This is a genomic window from Cupriavidus sp. GW822-FHT06G04, from assembly GCF_058799075.1.
Genome location: NZ_JBXALD010000018.1, coordinates 39,661 through 54,150, shown reverse-complemented (window position 1 = coordinate 54,150; position 14,490 = coordinate 39,661). Strand labels below are relative to the sequence as shown.

Annotated in this window: 15 protein-coding genes; 1 reads left to right on the top strand and 14 read right to left on the bottom strand. The window is 66.4% G+C overall.

What is annotated here, in order from left to right:
- Positions 1-175 precede the first annotated feature (175 nt).
- The gene (locus AC1RKI_RS28080; RefSeq protein ID WP_061955821.1) at positions 176-910 is read left to right on the top strand and encodes an IclR family transcriptional regulator; all 735 of its coding nucleotides are present in this window, start codon (positions 176-178) and stop codon (positions 908-910) included.
- Positions 911-944: 34 nt separating this feature from the next.
- Here the strand turns inward: AC1RKI_RS28080 and AC1RKI_RS28075 are convergent, their stop codons facing one another.
- Genes AC1RKI_RS28075 through AC1RKI_RS28010 form a run of 14 tightly spaced genes read right to left on the bottom strand, consistent with a single transcriptional unit; the run spans position 945 to position 14,485 of the window.
- Complete coding sequence (locus AC1RKI_RS28075; protein ID WP_227461243.1) at positions 945-1,640, bottom strand: 4'-phosphopantetheinyl transferase family protein; 696 nt, start codon at positions 1,638-1,640, stop codon at positions 945-947.
- A gap of 20 nt (positions 1,641-1,660) precedes the next feature.
- A complete protein-coding gene (locus AC1RKI_RS28070) occupies positions 1,661-2,896 on the bottom strand; it encodes a beta-ketoacyl-ACP synthase (RefSeq protein WP_227461244.1) in 1,236 nt (411 codons plus the stop codon).
- On the bottom strand, positions 2,893-3,624 hold the full coding sequence (gene fabG / locus AC1RKI_RS28065; RefSeq protein WP_150981884.1) for a 3-oxoacyl-ACP reductase FabG: 732 nt from the start codon (positions 3,622-3,624) through the stop codon (positions 2,893-2,895). Before fabG ends, AC1RKI_RS28070 begins: the two co-directional genes overlap by 4 nt.
- On the bottom strand, positions 3,621-4,109 hold the full coding sequence (locus AC1RKI_RS28060; protein ID WP_150981883.1) for a hotdog family protein: 489 nt from the start codon (positions 4,107-4,109) through the stop codon (positions 3,621-3,623). Before AC1RKI_RS28060 ends, fabG begins: the two co-directional genes overlap by 4 nt.
- Before the next feature lie 2 nt (positions 4,110-4,111).
- Positions 4,112-5,302: a beta-ketoacyl-ACP synthase gene (locus AC1RKI_RS28055; RefSeq protein ID WP_492798148.1), complete on the bottom strand. Its 1,191-nt coding sequence runs from the start codon at positions 5,300-5,302 to the stop codon at positions 4,112-4,114.
- Positions 5,299-5,886: a DUF3261 domain-containing protein gene (locus tag AC1RKI_RS28050; RefSeq protein ID WP_341249684.1), complete on the bottom strand. Its 588-nt coding sequence runs from the start codon at positions 5,884-5,886 to the stop codon at positions 5,299-5,301. Before AC1RKI_RS28050 ends, AC1RKI_RS28055 begins: the two co-directional genes overlap by 4 nt.
- Positions 5,874-7,103 carry an NAD(P)/FAD-dependent oxidoreductase gene (locus AC1RKI_RS28045; protein WP_150981880.1) on the bottom strand — a complete coding sequence of 410 codons (1,230 nt, stop codon included), beginning with the start codon at positions 7,101-7,103 and terminating at the stop codon, positions 5,874-5,876. The genes AC1RKI_RS28050 and AC1RKI_RS28045 overlap by 13 nt, the downstream gene beginning before the upstream one ends.
- A complete protein-coding gene (locus AC1RKI_RS28040) occupies positions 7,100-9,463 on the bottom strand; it encodes an MMPL family transporter (RefSeq protein ID WP_492798185.1) in 2,364 nt (787 codons plus the stop codon). Before AC1RKI_RS28040 ends, AC1RKI_RS28045 begins: the two co-directional genes overlap by 4 nt.
- Before the next feature lies 1 nt (position 9,464).
- Positions 9,465-10,085, bottom strand: coding sequence for an outer membrane lipoprotein carrier protein LolA (locus AC1RKI_RS28035; protein WP_492798151.1), 621 nt, complete (start codon positions 10,083-10,085; stop codon positions 9,465-9,467).
- Positions 10,082-10,498 (bottom strand): acyl-CoA thioesterase, encoded by a 417-nt coding sequence (locus AC1RKI_RS28030; protein ID WP_150981878.1) that lies wholly within the window; start codon positions 10,496-10,498, stop codon positions 10,082-10,084. The genes AC1RKI_RS28035 and AC1RKI_RS28030 overlap by 4 nt, the downstream gene beginning before the upstream one ends.
- Positions 10,476-11,510, bottom strand: coding sequence for a lysophospholipid acyltransferase family protein (locus AC1RKI_RS28025; protein ID WP_150981877.1), 1,035 nt, complete (start codon positions 11,508-11,510; stop codon positions 10,476-10,478). The genes AC1RKI_RS28030 and AC1RKI_RS28025 overlap by 23 nt, the downstream gene beginning before the upstream one ends.
- The gene (locus tag AC1RKI_RS28020) at positions 11,507-12,259 is read right to left on the bottom strand and encodes a glycosyltransferase family 2 protein (protein ID WP_490714989.1); all 753 of its coding nucleotides are present in this window, start codon (positions 12,257-12,259) and stop codon (positions 11,507-11,509) included. Before AC1RKI_RS28020 ends, AC1RKI_RS28025 begins: the two co-directional genes overlap by 4 nt.
- On the bottom strand, positions 12,256-13,935 hold the full coding sequence (locus AC1RKI_RS28015) for an ApeI family dehydratase (RefSeq protein WP_492798154.1): 1,680 nt from the start codon (positions 13,933-13,935) through the stop codon (positions 12,256-12,258). Before AC1RKI_RS28015 ends, AC1RKI_RS28020 begins: the two co-directional genes overlap by 4 nt.
- Positions 13,928-14,485: a COG4648 family protein gene (locus AC1RKI_RS28010; RefSeq protein ID WP_492798156.1), complete on the bottom strand. Its 558-nt coding sequence runs from the start codon at positions 14,483-14,485 to the stop codon at positions 13,928-13,930. The genes AC1RKI_RS28015 and AC1RKI_RS28010 overlap by 8 nt, the downstream gene beginning before the upstream one ends.
- Between the last annotated feature and the right edge of the window lie 5 nt (positions 14,486-14,490).

The following is a 14,490-nucleotide window of genomic DNA, read 5'->3' as shown; positions in this document are numbered from 1 at the left end:
ACGATGTAAAATAGATTTACAACGTATAGGTTGTGTAGCAGCGCGCCGTTTTTGCGCCGTGGTACAGTCCCGCCCCAGATCCTTCCCGACGTCCTGCGTCCCGAAATCGCGGCCGATCCGCGCCAGACCAGCCATGCCAGAGCGCCAAGAATTGTCTGCAGCCAAGCCTTCGCCGATGAACGTGAAGACGGCATTGCGCGTGATAGAAATCATCGAGACCTTCGCGCGCGAACGGCGCGCGTTGTCGCTTTCCGAACTGGCACGGCTGCTGGCCGTGCCGGCCTCCAGTTGTCTGGCGTTGATCCGCACGCTGACCTCGCTCGGCTATCTCTATGAAACCGCGCGCCGACAGGGTTATTACCCGACCGGACGCCTGCTGGCGATGGCGCAGCAGATTGCCCGCCACGATCCGGTGCTCGATCGCGTGCACGACACCATGCTGGAGTTGCGCGACGCGACCGGCGAAACCGTGGTGATCGGCAAACTGCACGAAGGCAGCGCCGTGGTCTATCTGGATGTCCTGGAATCGCCGCATGCCATCCGCTATATCGCTACGGCAGGAGAACGGCGCGAGCTGCATGCCAACTCCATCGGCAAGGCGTTGCTGGCGGCCATGGACGACGCCGAGCGCGCGGCGGTGCTGCCGCAGCTTGCCTTTCAGGCGTTCACGCCGCGCACGCTGACCAGTGCGGGCAGCCTGGAAGATGACCTGCGCCAGTCGCGCGGGCGCGGGGCGTTTGTGAACCTGGGCGAATCGATGCCCGACGTGGGGGCGCTGGCCTGGCCGGTGCGGCTATCGGGCGAGTGTTATGCGATTTCCATTGCGGGCCCCGTGTACCGCATCGAGCCCCACCTGGAGCGGTATGCGGCGATGCTGCGCGCCGCCTGCGCATCGCTGGAAAAGACCTGAATTGACGAATCGACGGCGCGCGCAGGCGGCACGCTCAGTCGGCCGCCTCGCGCGCGTGCAGGCGCCACCCCTTGGGATCCGGCAAGGCCAGCGCATCGACCGGCACGGACGCCGTCAGCGCCATCACCACGTCCTTGCGGCGCCATGTCACGCCGTTTGCAGTATCGAGCGGCGACGGCAGCGCCTCCACCACATGGGCCATCATGGTCTGGAACAGATTGCCGCCGTGGCACTTGATCCACGCCTCTTTCAGCGTCCATAGCTCGAAAAACGCCACCATGCGCGCCTGGGCATCGCTATCGGCCATCAGGTCCGGCAGCGCGGCGCGTTCGGCGTCAGTGGTGGTGGCCTCGATCAGCGTATCCAGATGCCGGCGCGGCTGCAGCGGCTCGATATCGATCCCGACCGGTGCATCGGAAACCGCGCAAGCCAGGTGATCGGCCGCATGGGCAATCGACACGAACACCGGCATGCCAACCGCACCGCCGGTATGCATGGCCAGCGGCGGAGCATCCTCGGCCGCCGACAGCGCCCATTCGGATGCTTCGCCGCCAAACGTCATGGCCAGCAGGCGCCGCGCCAGCCAGCGGCCCGCCGCAAACTGCTCGGCACGCTGGTGCGAGCGCATGGCGGACAGGCGTCCCAATTCCTCCGCGGACATCCAGCGGCTGACGGGAGGCGCCATGGCGGCGAAGGCCATGACCGATCCGGTACGCAAGGCAAGCGGCATGACGGGTTGTGCAGACGGGTTCAGGATGGATCGGTCCAGCGACGGAAGATCAGCGACGTATTGATGCCGCCGAACGCAAAATTGTTGCTCATGGCGTATTCGACGTCGAGACCACGTGCGGCGCCGACGATATGGTCCAGCGGTGCGCATCGAGGATCCGGCGTATCGAGATTGATGGTCGGCGCAAACCAGCCGTCGCGCATCATTTCGATCGTCATCCACGCCTCCAGCGCACCACAGGCGCCAAGCGTATGACCAAGATAGCTCTTGAGCGAACTGATCGGCGTGCCGTCGCCGAACACCATGTGCGTGGCTTGCGCTTCGGCCAGATCGCCCTGCTCGGTCGCCGTGCCGTGGGCGTTGATATAGCCGATCTGCTGCGCCTGCAATCCGGCGTCTTCCAGCGCCATGCGCATGGCCTGCGCCATCGTTTCCGGCTGGGCCTGCGTCACGTGATTGCCATCGCTGTTGGTGCCGTAGCCAACGACCTCGGCGAGGATTCGCGCGCCGCGCGCCTGGGCATGGTCGAGCGCTTCCAGCACCAGCGTGCCCGCGCCCTCGCCCAGCACCAGCCCGTCGCGCGCGGCGTCGAACGGCCGCGGCGTGGCCTGCGGTGCGTCGTTGCGGGTGCTTGCGGCAAACAGCGTGTCGAACACGGCCGCCTCCGTGGCGTCGAGCTCTTCGGCGCCTCCCGCCAGCATGGCCACCTGACGGCCCATGGCGATGGTCTCGTAGGCATAGCCAATGCCGTGGCTGCCCGATGTGCACGCGCTGGACGTGGTCAGGATCCGCCCCGTCACGCCGAGAAACAGGCCGATATTGACCGCCGTGGTATGCGCCATCATGCGGATGTAGGTAGTGGCGTTGATGCCGTCGGTCGTGAGATCGCTCATCATCCGCGCGAAATCCTGCGCGGCGGACGGCGTGCCGGTGGACGACCCGTAGGCAATGCCCATGCGCCCATCGGTGACGATCGGATGGCCCGCAAGGCCCGCATCCGCCAGCGCGGACTCACTCGCCACGACCGCCATCTGCGCCACGCGACCCATGGTGCGCATGAGCTTGCGCGTGTAGTGCGGCGGCACTTCGAACGACGGCACCGGTGCGGCAAGCTGCGTGTTGAGGCCATTGATCGCGGCCCAATCGTCCATGCGCACCACGGCGTTGCGGCCGCTCGCCAGGCGCGCGCGCACCGCGGCCCAGTCGTTGCCCAGGGCGCTCACGGCGCCCGCGCCCGTCACCACCACCCGCTTCATCCGAACATGCCCCCATTCACCGAAATGACCTGCCGCGTAATGTAACCGGCATCCGGCGACAGCAGAAACGCCACGGTGGCCGCCACTTCGTCCGGCGTGCCCAGGCGACGGGCCGGAATGATCCTGAGCGCCTCGTCACGCACGTTCGCGTCGACCATTTCGGTGTCGATCAGGCCCGGCGCCACGCAATTGACCGTGATCTGCCGCTTGGCAAGTTCGATGGCCAACGCCTTGGTCGCGCCGATGATGCCGGCCTTGGCGGCGCTGTAGTTGGTCTGGCCGCGGTTGCCCACCAACCCGGAGACCGACGACAGCGTGACGATACGCCCCGGGCGACGACGCTGCACCATCGGCATGACCACTGGATTGAGCACGTTGTAGAAGGCGTCCAGATTGGTGTGGACCACCTCGTCCCATTCTTCGCCGGACATCGCCGGAAACGCCGCGTCGCGCACGATTCCGGCATTGCACACCACGCCGTAGTAGCAGCCGTGCTGCTCTATATCGGCCAGCAGCGTTTCGGCTGCAGCCCGGCGCGCGCCGACATCGAACGACAGCACGCGTGCATTGCGCCCAAACGCGCGCACCGCGTCCGCCACCGATTCGGCTTCGTCGCGTCGCGCCCGGCAATGAATCACCACGTCGTAGCCATCGCGCGCCAGACGCAAGGCGATTGCACGGCCAATGCCACGGGATGATCCCGTGACCAGCACGGTCTGGTTGGTCATGTCAGCGGTCCTTCGAGAAATGCCCGTGCATCAGTGGGCGCATATACGGAAACCGTGGCGCGCGCCACTTCGGCGCCATCCTGGTCAAGTGTGCAGGCGAACAGCGACAGGCCATCGCCGTCCGACATTTCCAGTTGCACGCGGATGGTGAGCACGCTGCCCACCGGAAACGCCGCCACATCGCAGGCAAAGCGCCGCGAACCGAGCAGGAACCCTGCCGCCGCCCCGCCCATGCCGTGCATGCGCGCCTGCATGCCGGCCCACGCCGCGACGGTCTGCGCCATATACTCGATGCCGATCCACGCGGGCATGCCGGCATCGTCCACAAACAGCTGCGTGGCCCGCACTGTGGCGCGCGCCACGCCGCACACGTCATCGGCGTAAAGCAGTTCGTCGATCAGCCGCATGGACCCGGCATGGGGCATCAGTTCGCCGACCGGCGGCAACGGTTGCCGTGGGTTCGATAACGGATCGGTGGCAGACATCTTTAGCCTTGTCCCATGAGCAGCACGCAATTGCTGCCGCCGAATGCGAACGAATTGCTGATGGCGTGACGCACCGGGCGTCCCAGCGTTTCGTCCGCACCAACCACGTGCAGCGGCGCAATCTGCGGATCCAGCGCGCCATCCCACCAGTGGGCCGGCAAGCGGCCGCGCGGGTTTTCCACCAGCGTCAGGTACAGCAGCGCAGCTTCCACGGCGCCCGCGGCGCCGAGCGCGTGACCGGTCTGCGGCTTGGTCGAACTGACCGGTATGTCCGCGCCCAGCAGGTCCCGCACCGCGCGCGCCTCCATCACATCGTTCTGTGGGGTGGCCGTGCCATGCAGGTTCACATAGTCGATATCCGCGGCACTCAGGCCCGCGCGTTTCAGCGCCTGTTGCATGGCCGTGCGCGCGCCTGCGCCACTAGGATCCGGCGCCGAGATGTGATGCGCATCGGAGGTCTCGCCCCAGCCCGCCAGATGCACTGGCCCGGGCTCGCGCGACATCAGGAACAACGCCGCGCCTTCGCCAAGATTGATGCCCTGCCGGTTTGCGGACAACGGATTGCAGCGGACGGCACTGACCGAATCGAGCGCGCGGAATCCGGCGATCGTGAATGCGCACAGCGTATCGACGCCACCGGCGATGGCGAGATCGGCCATGCCGTGTTCGAGCAGCCGCGCCGCGGCGGTAAGCGCCTTGGCACTGGACGAACACGCCGTGGATATCGAATAGGCCGGTCCGGCCGCCCCCAAACGGTGAGCCAGATAGCGCGACGGGGAATCGAGTTCCTGCTGGCTGTAGTGGAATCCCGCAGGCCAATGCCCGCTTTGCGCGCGTGCGCGCACGGCAAGTTCGCCCTCATGAATGCCGGACGTGCTGGTGCCGAGCACGATCGCCACGCGGGTGGGATCGACGCGCGCCATTGCGGCGTCGATCGCCGGACGCAGGCCGGCAAGTACATGCTCCAGCACGGCGTTGTTGCGGCTGGCGAGTGCCGGAGGCACGCCGGGCGGCAAATCGGCCACGTCCACGTGCGCGCGCAATGCGCCGAGATGCAAAGGCGTGCCCGGGGTATAGCGGTCGGTCAGTTCGCCGCCGGATGGTCCATCGGTACGCCACAGCGCGGCGCGTACATCGTCGCAGCCGCTGCCGAGCGCGCAAGCCACGTTCATGTCATGCAGGTAGACACTCATCGCGCACCTCCGTTGTCCTGCAATGTGCGAATGACCAGGCGATAACCGTCGCGGTGCTGCGTGAACAGTGTGGTGCGGGCATCGGGATATCGAATCTCCGCGACCACTTCGCTGCCCAACACAAGCCTGCGCAGACCGGGCGCATCGTCGAGCCGCCAGCCCGCCGGCAATGCTGCGCGAATCGCCGACGCGGGCCACAGCGACAACTGCATGTCGCTCAGGATGCGCTCCGGTTTCAGCTCGGGCGGCGCCCAGGGCGAGCGCGTGACGCGCAGATCCTGTCCATCCCAATCGATGCGGGCCAGCACCTGTCCGCCGGCCATCGCGGCCAGTCGTGTATGTGTGCCATCAGCTTCCAGCAGCGCGAGCATATCGCGCGTCTGCTCGCCTTGCGTCGACGGATATTGCACGGTGATCTGCTGCTGCACGTTCAAGGTGCGCCCCAGCGACGCGGGCGACAGCCGCAATAGCGGCACTTCGGCCGGCGTGGGCGGCGTAAGCGGGGACGTCGCGCAGCCCGACAGCCCGGCCGCGCCCACTATCACGCCGGCCGCGAGTGCCGCGGCAACGATCACTCGTCGCACAGCTGCTCCAGCACACTCAGGCGCCGACGCGCATCGGCCACGAAAGGATTATCGAGATCCCACGCGTAGCCGGCCAGGATCGCCGCAATCATGCGCCTAATCTCCGCAGGCGCGTCGCGATGGAAAATCACGCGCTGGAAACGTCCCTCGTACCAGGCTTCGACAAATACGCGGAAACAGTCGACGCCCGCCTTCAAGGGGCGCGCGTACTCGGCTTCCCAGTCGACGCTGTCGCCCGCGAGCTGCCGCACCAGACACGCGGTAGCAAGACTGGCAGACTTGAAAGCGATGGTGACGCCCGACGAAAAGACCGGATCGAGAAATTCGCCCGCGTTGCCCAGCAGCGCATATCCATTGCCCCACAGCGAGCGGACGTTGGCGGAATATCCGACGATCTGACGCGCCGGCGTATCCCATTGCGCATCCTTGAGCAGCGTGGCAAGCCCCGGGTCTTCGTTGACCAGCGCGCGCAGCTTGCTCATCTCGTCGCCATCGTAGCGATCGATGAACGATTTCTCCGCCACCACGCCTTGCGAGCAACGACCGTTGGAAAACGGAATGGTCCAGTACCAGACATCGGCGTGCACCGGATGCACGCCCACGCGGATCTTGTTGCGGTCGAAATCGCCGGTCGGGATGCCGTCCGCCACGTGCGTGAAGATCGCAGCGCGCACCGGAAAATTAGACGGCGACTCGAGGTCGAGAAGGCGCGGCAGGATACGGCCAAAGCCGGACGCATCGAGCAGGAATTTCGCCTGCACAGCGTAGGACTGGCCGTCATCGCCACGCACGGTGACAACCGGTTGTGGCCCGCTCACGTCTACCGCTTCCACAACATGCCGGAAGCGCACTTCCGCGCCCTGCTTCTGCGCCTCGCGGATCAGCACGTCATCGAAATGCGCGCGCTGAACCTGATACGTGGTGCCCCAGCCGGGCGAGAACTTGTCGCGGAAGTCGAAATCGGTGTAGCGATCGCCGCGCGCGAATGCCGCGCCGTTCTTGTACTGGAAGCCGGCCTCGACCACCGCCTGCAGCATGCCGGCTTCCTCGATATAGGCCATGCTTTGCGGCAGCAGGCTTTCACCGATCGAGAAACGTGGAAATGTCTCTTTTTCGAGTACCAGCACGCTCACGCCGCGTTTGCGCAGCAGACCGGCCGCCACCGAACCGGCGGGACCGGCGCCAATGATCAGGACTTCCGCCTGTTCCAGGTTCATCGATGTACACCTTGTGAAGAAGTTTGCATCGGGTCCGGGCGAAACCACGGTGACAGCATCCAGACCGCGCCCACCCCCGACAGCATGGTCATGCCAAATGCATGTAGCGCCGGCGTGGACGACAACGCCAGCAGGCCGAACGCCAGCAGCGTGCTGGCAGCCCCGAGCACGATGGCCGTCCACGACACGCCGTCGCCAGGATGTTCCAGCAGAAAAATGCCGTAGTCGACGCCAACGCCCAGCAGCAAGGCCAGCGCAAGCACCGAGAACAATTGCAGCGGCACATGCAGCCAGCCCAGCACCGCCACGCTGAAGGCCGCGGCCAACAGCGTGGGCGCCAAGGCGCGCCATCCGGCACGTCCGTAGCGCCATGCCAGCAACAGTCCCACCGCGAGCGCGCCCGCCAGCAGCATCCAGCTCATCAGGACGCGGTAGTGGTGCAGCAGCGCCGAGATATCCGCGACGCGATCGACCCACTCCGCGCCGGGGACCTGACGCACGGCCGCGGCGATCCGGGGAATGGCCGCCGCATCGTCAATCCCGCGCAGCAGCATCACGCTGGCGTAACCACTTCCTTCCCGGTCGAGCCAGAGATGGCGCAGCGTATCCGACACCGGATTGGCCAGCCATGCCTGCAGCGTCAGCGCGCCGGAACCGGACGCCGTGGCCGGCGCCGCAATCGATCCGCCAAGGGCCTTGGCGACCGCTGCCCTGACCGCTGCTTCCTGCCGATCGGCCAATGCAGCGTCGGCGTGCTGGCGCGCCGCGGACGGCACCCAATCGGAAATCGCGACGAAGCCATCGAACGCGTGCTGGCCGACCGCATCGGCCAGTCTGCCCTTCACCGCTTCTTCGCGCGCCAGCACTTCGTCGGGCGTCGCGCCGCGCACCAGCACGAATTGCGCGGGGCTTGGGCTGCCCAGGAGACGGCCCGCCGTGCGCTGTGCATCCATCAACGCGGGCGGAGAACTCTGCAACTGCCGGATATCGTCGACCACCCGCACCTGCCATACACCGCTCACGATAAAAAGTCCGAGCGCGCCGAGTGCAAGCCACGTGCGCATATCGTTGCGCACGCGCGGCCAGCGCGCCAGGCTGTTCGAGAGCCAGTTCGACAGGCGCGTCTGACGCGGCGTGCCGCGATCAAGCAGCGGAAACCAGAACAGCACGGTCAGAAATGCCGTCGTCAAACCCACTGCGGAAAACAGCGCCATCTGACGCAGGCCCGGGAATGGCGCAATGCCCAGCGCCAGGTACGCGACGACGCTGGTCAGCAACGCCAACGCCATGCCCGGCAGCAGGAAGCGCATGACAGCTGCTGGCGCGGCGCGCGGCATGGCCTGGCGTGCGACGAAGTAGTGAATGCCAAAATCTTCGGCCACGCCGACCAGACTGGCGCCGAATACCAGCGTGATCAGATGCACGCGGTCGAACACGATGGCGGTGGCGGAAATCGCCATGGCGGTGCCGATAAGCAGCGACAATCCCACCAGCACGATCGGGCGCAATGATCGGAACGCCAGCCAGACCAGCAGCAGCACGGCCGCAAGCGAGCCCGCGCCGATGACGTTCATTTCCCAGTTGGCCTGCGACGCCGCCGCCTCGGTGTGCAGCGGAATGCCGGCGGCGATCACGCGCACGCCGCCGTCGCCAGCGCGCGCGGCGGATTCGGCGCGATGCAGCAGGTCGCCGTAGTCGGTGCTGCCGTTGGCGGAAAATGCCGGCTTGGTAATGCGATACGTCAGCAGCACCCAGTCCTTGCCATCGCCCGTCACGGTGGCCATGCCGTCGCGTTCGCGCACGCGCGTGGCGGATGCGCGTTCGAGCCACCAGTCCTGCCAGAGCCCAAGTGGATCGGCGGCCCACTCCGTCAGGCGCGGGCCCATCGAAAATTGATACAGCCGCGTCAGCGCCTGCTGCGAGAGCGTCTCCGCGTTGGTGGTGGCCAGCCGCTGCCGCTGACTGTCCGTCAGCAGCCGATCGCGCCACGGACGATAGAACGTGAGTGCCGCATCGAAATCGAATGCGCCCAGCTTGTCCTCCGGCGCGAGCAACTGGTTGTCTTGCGCGGCGACCTGCTGGAAGCGCTGAGCCGCGGCGCGCGTGTCCGCCCAGTCATCGGCGCCGACCAGCACGACGATCTGGCGCGACACGCCATCGCTTAGCTGTCGCAACACGCGGTCAGCGGTGGCGGTGCGCTCGCTGGTGGGCAGCAGCGCCATCACATCGGTATCGAGCCGCGACGCGCGCCAGAACTGCACCTGATGCACAACCAGTGCAATGACTAGCAGCAGCCAGGCAATCGCCAGCACGCGATCACGCCGCGTCAGACCGCCCTGCATCGAGACACCGCCCGCCACGTCATTCAAAGCGTTGTGCCTCCGACGCGTCCAGCTGTTTTGCCGCCACGGGATCGATCATCTTCACGACGCTACTGTCGCCACTCGCCTCCTCCAGCTTTACATTGCGCACGAACTGGTCACCTGACAGTTCGATGCGAGCGAAGACGCGTCGCGTGCCGGCATCTGTCGGTGTCAGCGTGAGCGTCCACGCCTGCTTGCCGATCAGCTTTCCCGTCACGTCGAAGCGCGACGACAGCGCGCGGAAATCGCCGCGCAGCATGGCGATCATCGACTCGCCGACAATCCGCATTGCTGGCTGCGCATCGGCCTGCATCTGCTGCTGGATCTTGCCGTCCGCACCGCGCACAACCAGCCGGTCCGGACTCACCATCAGGCTTGACGGCACGGGCTCGCGCGTGGTCCACACCACGCCCCGACCACGCGCTACGACGAAATCGCCGCGTGAAACCAGCGGCTGGCTGAAGCCCGCCAAGCGGCGCGTTTGTTCGAACTGGCCGCGAATGACCGGCGCATCGGTCAGCCGTGCCGCCACCGCCGCGGCCAGGTCCTCGGCGTGCAGGGGCGCAGCGGCAAGGCATGCCAGCGCGGCGATCACGCCCAATGCATGGCGGCGCATCATGGCGTCACACCAAGACGTTGCAGCAATACCGGCGGACTCACGTACTGCATCTCGCGCGTGCGCAAATCCACGGCCACCTGGATCGAATGCCCGCGTGTCAGCCGCTCGCCTGTTGCGGCGTCGCGTACCTCGTATGCGATTTTCAAGCGGTTCTCCCATTCCACGAATGTCGCGCGCACCACCACCGTCTGGCCATAGTGCAGCGGGCGCACGTACTTCACGCGCAGGTCGACGATTGGCCACGCGTAGCCCGAATCGCGCATCTGCGGATAGTCGTAGTCGATACGCTGCAACAGCGCGCAGCGGGCCTGTTCGAAGTAACGCAGATAGTTGCCATGCCAGACCACGTCCATCGGATCCAGATCGTGAAAGGCCGGCGTCAGCGAGATTTCATGACTCAGTACGTTCGGCATGGCGCTCCCGTTGCGTCTGCTGCGGTTCCAGCCGGCCGACGCTGATGGGGTCGTCGGCCCAGAAATCGTAGAAGTTGAACCAGTCATACGGCGACAACGCCACGAGCCCTTCTACCCAGCCCGCGTAGCGCCGCGCCAGCATGGCAAATCGCGCCTCCCGTGCAGCGCGCGGCAACGTCACGTTGCGCTCGAGTTCAGCGAAGCGGATCAGATGGCCGTCGCCCTGGCGCACGCATCCCATGGCGAACAGCGGGCATTTCAGCAACGCAGCCAGCACATATGGCCCGACCGGAAAACGCGCGGGCGCACCGAGGAATGGCACACGCACGGCCCGGCCGCCGTGGGCGGGCGTGCGGTCGCCCGCAATCGCCACGAACTCGCCTGCCTCTATCTTGGCGGCCAGTTCCAGCGCGGTGGCGGGCGAAATATCGTCGATCTGGTAGAGCTGAAGGGTCGACTCGGGATCGAGCCGCGCCAGGATCCGGTTGAACCGCTGCGCATGGGCGGTGTGGACGAGCACGGTCACCCGCAGCCCGTCGATGCGATTGGCCATCGCCCGGCATAGCTCCAGGCAACCGACGTGTGCGGTCATGATGATGCCGCCCTGCCCGCTGGCGATCTGACGCAGCAGCACGTCAGCGCCTTCCTTGCTCACGCGATCGAATCGATAATGCCGGCCGATCGCGAGCAGCTTGTCCAGGATCGTATCGCCGAACGAGAACAGATGCCGCACGGAATGCCGCCACGTCGGCCGCTGGCCGAGGGCGCCGGTAACGCTTTCCAGGCGCTGCAGATACTCCATCGACGAGCGGCGCGCCAGCGGATAGGCCAGCCAGAAATACAGCACCACGGGCAGCATCGCGGCACGGAACAGAAAGCGACCGAACACGCGGTAGAGCGCGTAAAGCAGCCAGATGCCCCAGACGCACGTGGACTCGCCGATCATGCTCCAGTGTTGCGCGCGCGGGCGTCGCGGTTTGCGCTGCGCGGTATCGGGATGGGCGATGCTCATGCCGGCCTCACCTTGCGCCACAGCAGCGACGGCATGCGCCACAGCATGCCCAGCGTGAGCTTGGCGAGCATGCCCGTCATCAGCACGTTGTCCTGCAGCAGCCGGAAATGCGACACGCCGTCAGTAGGATACGTGACACGCGTCGGCACGTTGATGACGGGCGTGCCCCGCCAATACAGCCGCACGATGATTTCGGTATCGAATTCCATATGCCGTCCGAGCTGGATGGTATCCATCAGCGCGATCACCGCATCGAGCGGATACGCGCGCAGCCCGCACATGGAATCGCGAATATCGAGCGACAGCGTGGTCACCCACACCCAGATATGCGTCAGGTAACGGAAGTAAAAGCGATGGCGCGGCACCGTGTGATCGTAGACCGGACAGCCAGACACGACGGCGCCGGGATTCTCCTGCGCCAGGCGGAGGAACTGTGGAATGTCGTCGGCGTTGTGCTGCCCGTCCGCATCGATCTGCAGCACATGCGTGTAGCCGAGCTCGGCAGCCACACGGAAACCGCGCATCATTGCCGCACCCTTGCCCTGGTTGCTTGGCAAGCGCTCCAGCAGCACGCGGTCGGGATGCCGATCCGCAATCTCGCGCAGCACCTGGCGGCACGCCGGGCCGCTGCCGTCGTCGACCAGCAGGCAGGGCCACGGATGCCGCAGGATCGCCTCTACCATGGCGCCAATGGCATGCTCGTGGTCGTAGACCGGAACCAGCACGATGGGACGAAAAACGGCGGTCATGACGCAGCAGTGTGAAAAATGATCTTGCCGCTCGCATGCGAGCCGGCGTGAGAGGTGAGTCGAAAATCCAGCGTGCTGGCTTGCGCGCGCCACGTCAGCGCCATGCGGATCGTAGCGTTGGGGCGGATCGCAGCCTGAAATTTCAGTGCGTCGATCCGTGCAAAACGCGCTCGCGGCGGAACGTCCAGTCGCTGCGGCGCCAACGTCATGACCCAATCGAGTTGCGCCACGCCAGGCACCACCGGCATGCCGGGAAAATGACCGTCGAACACCGCCAGATCGTCGGCAATGTCGAGTTCGGCAAGCGCCGACGCGGCATCGGCTTCTAGCCAGCGCACCGCGGGCAACGTCTTGCGGAACACTTCCCGCAGCATCGCCTCGGTGGTCTTGCCCTGTGCATTGCATGGCAACTGCGGTGCGAAAACCCAGCGCCGCGGCAGCGCCAGCGGATCCGCGACAGCGCCCAGCGCATCACGCAGCGCCCGAATGATACTCGCGCGACCGTGCGTGTCGAACTGCTCGCGTCCGACATCGCTCAACACCACCACGGCGCCGACGCGGGTCCCCACGGCGGTGTCGAGCATTGCCACGCGCGCCTCGGCCACCCATGGCAGCCCGCCAAGCTGCTGCTCCAGTTGCGTCAGCGACACACGCTTTTCCTCGATCTTCACGATGCGGTCCGCGCGGCCCGCCAGCACGAAACAGCCGTCGCGCGTGGGCAAGGCGCGGTCCGCGCAGACGAACCACGCATCGTCCGGCAAATGCGCGGAGCGCACGGCAAGATGCCCCTCTTGCAAGCGCCACGCCACGCCTGGCAGCGGCGTCCATTTGTCGTCATGCATCGTGCGCTGGCGCCATGCAATGCCGCCGGTTTCGGAACTGCCGAACACCTCGATTGGCGACAGTCCGGTATGACGGAGCACATCGTTGCCTGCCTCCGCCGGCAGCGGGCCACCCGACGAGAATGCCGCGCACAGCACGCCCCGTGTGGCGGGCCAGTCGAGCATCGCCGGCATGCGTTTCAGATGTGCGGGACTGCTGACCAGCACGGCGGGGGTCGTATCCCGCACGCACCGCTCGACCACTTCTTCAAGGAATGCGAGCCGCGCGTGGGGCACGGCGCGCCCCGCTGCCAGCGGCCACAGCACCATGAACAACAGCCCATAGATATGCTGATGCGAAACCGTTGCCAGAACACGCGCCTGCGACGGAATCGCTGCGCCGAACGCCTGCTCCAGCGCACGCACTTCGGCGTCCAGTTGCGCCAGGCGCTTGTCCAGGGCCAGCGGCACGCCGGTCGATCCCGAGGTGAACAGCGTGACCCCCGTATCGCGCGCGGACAGCGGCGACCACGCCAGCGCGGACGCGGCCGAGAGCGGGACGGGCCGCAGGCCTTGCGGAAGGTCGCCAGCCATGCCGTCGACGGCAGGCCGCAACGCGTCGAGCGTTTCCGGGCGCGTATCGCCGGGGAGCACCACATGCTTGCCGGCGTGCCAAGCGCCCAGCAATGCGGCGGCAAAGTCGATTGTGCTGTCGAGATACAGCGCCCAGCGCTTGCCGGGCTGGCCAGCAAACGCCTGTCGCCACGCGGCCGCTTGCGCGACGAAATCGGCATGCTCCGGCTGCGTCGCCAGTCGATCCATTGCGGTCGCGATGCCGCGCATGCGCTCAATCATGGCGGCTCTCCGCATGACGCGCCATGACGCGTTGCCGCACAATCCATTCACCGGCAAACATCGCGCCGATCAAGCCGTAGGCAATGGCGCCGTTGTACAGCGCCCAGACGCGATCGCTGGCGGCCAGCGCCGTCACGGCGGCAATCGTCCCGTTACAGACAAAGAACACGCACCAGGCCTGCGTGACGCGGCGCGTATAGCGCACACCGTCCGGCGGCAGATCGGGCTGGCGCATGCGCGCCAGACGTTCGACCAGTGTCGGCGGATGCCGCAGGCTCCAGCCGAACACGCCCAGCATCGCCAGATTGACCAGCACCGGATACAGCTTGAGCGGCAGCGCATGGTCCGTTATGGCGACCACGGCCGCCAGCGCGCAGGCCAGCCACGCCATGGCACGCCAGCCCGCCTCGCGGCTGGTGCCGGCGCGCAACGCGGCCAGCGCCAGCAGCGCCAGCGCCGTCACGCGCGGCGAGTAGTGCGTCAAGCCAACATAGATGACGAGCGGATAGGCCAGCGTCAGCAGCCCCAGCCCCCATTTGCGCCAGGCCATAGGTG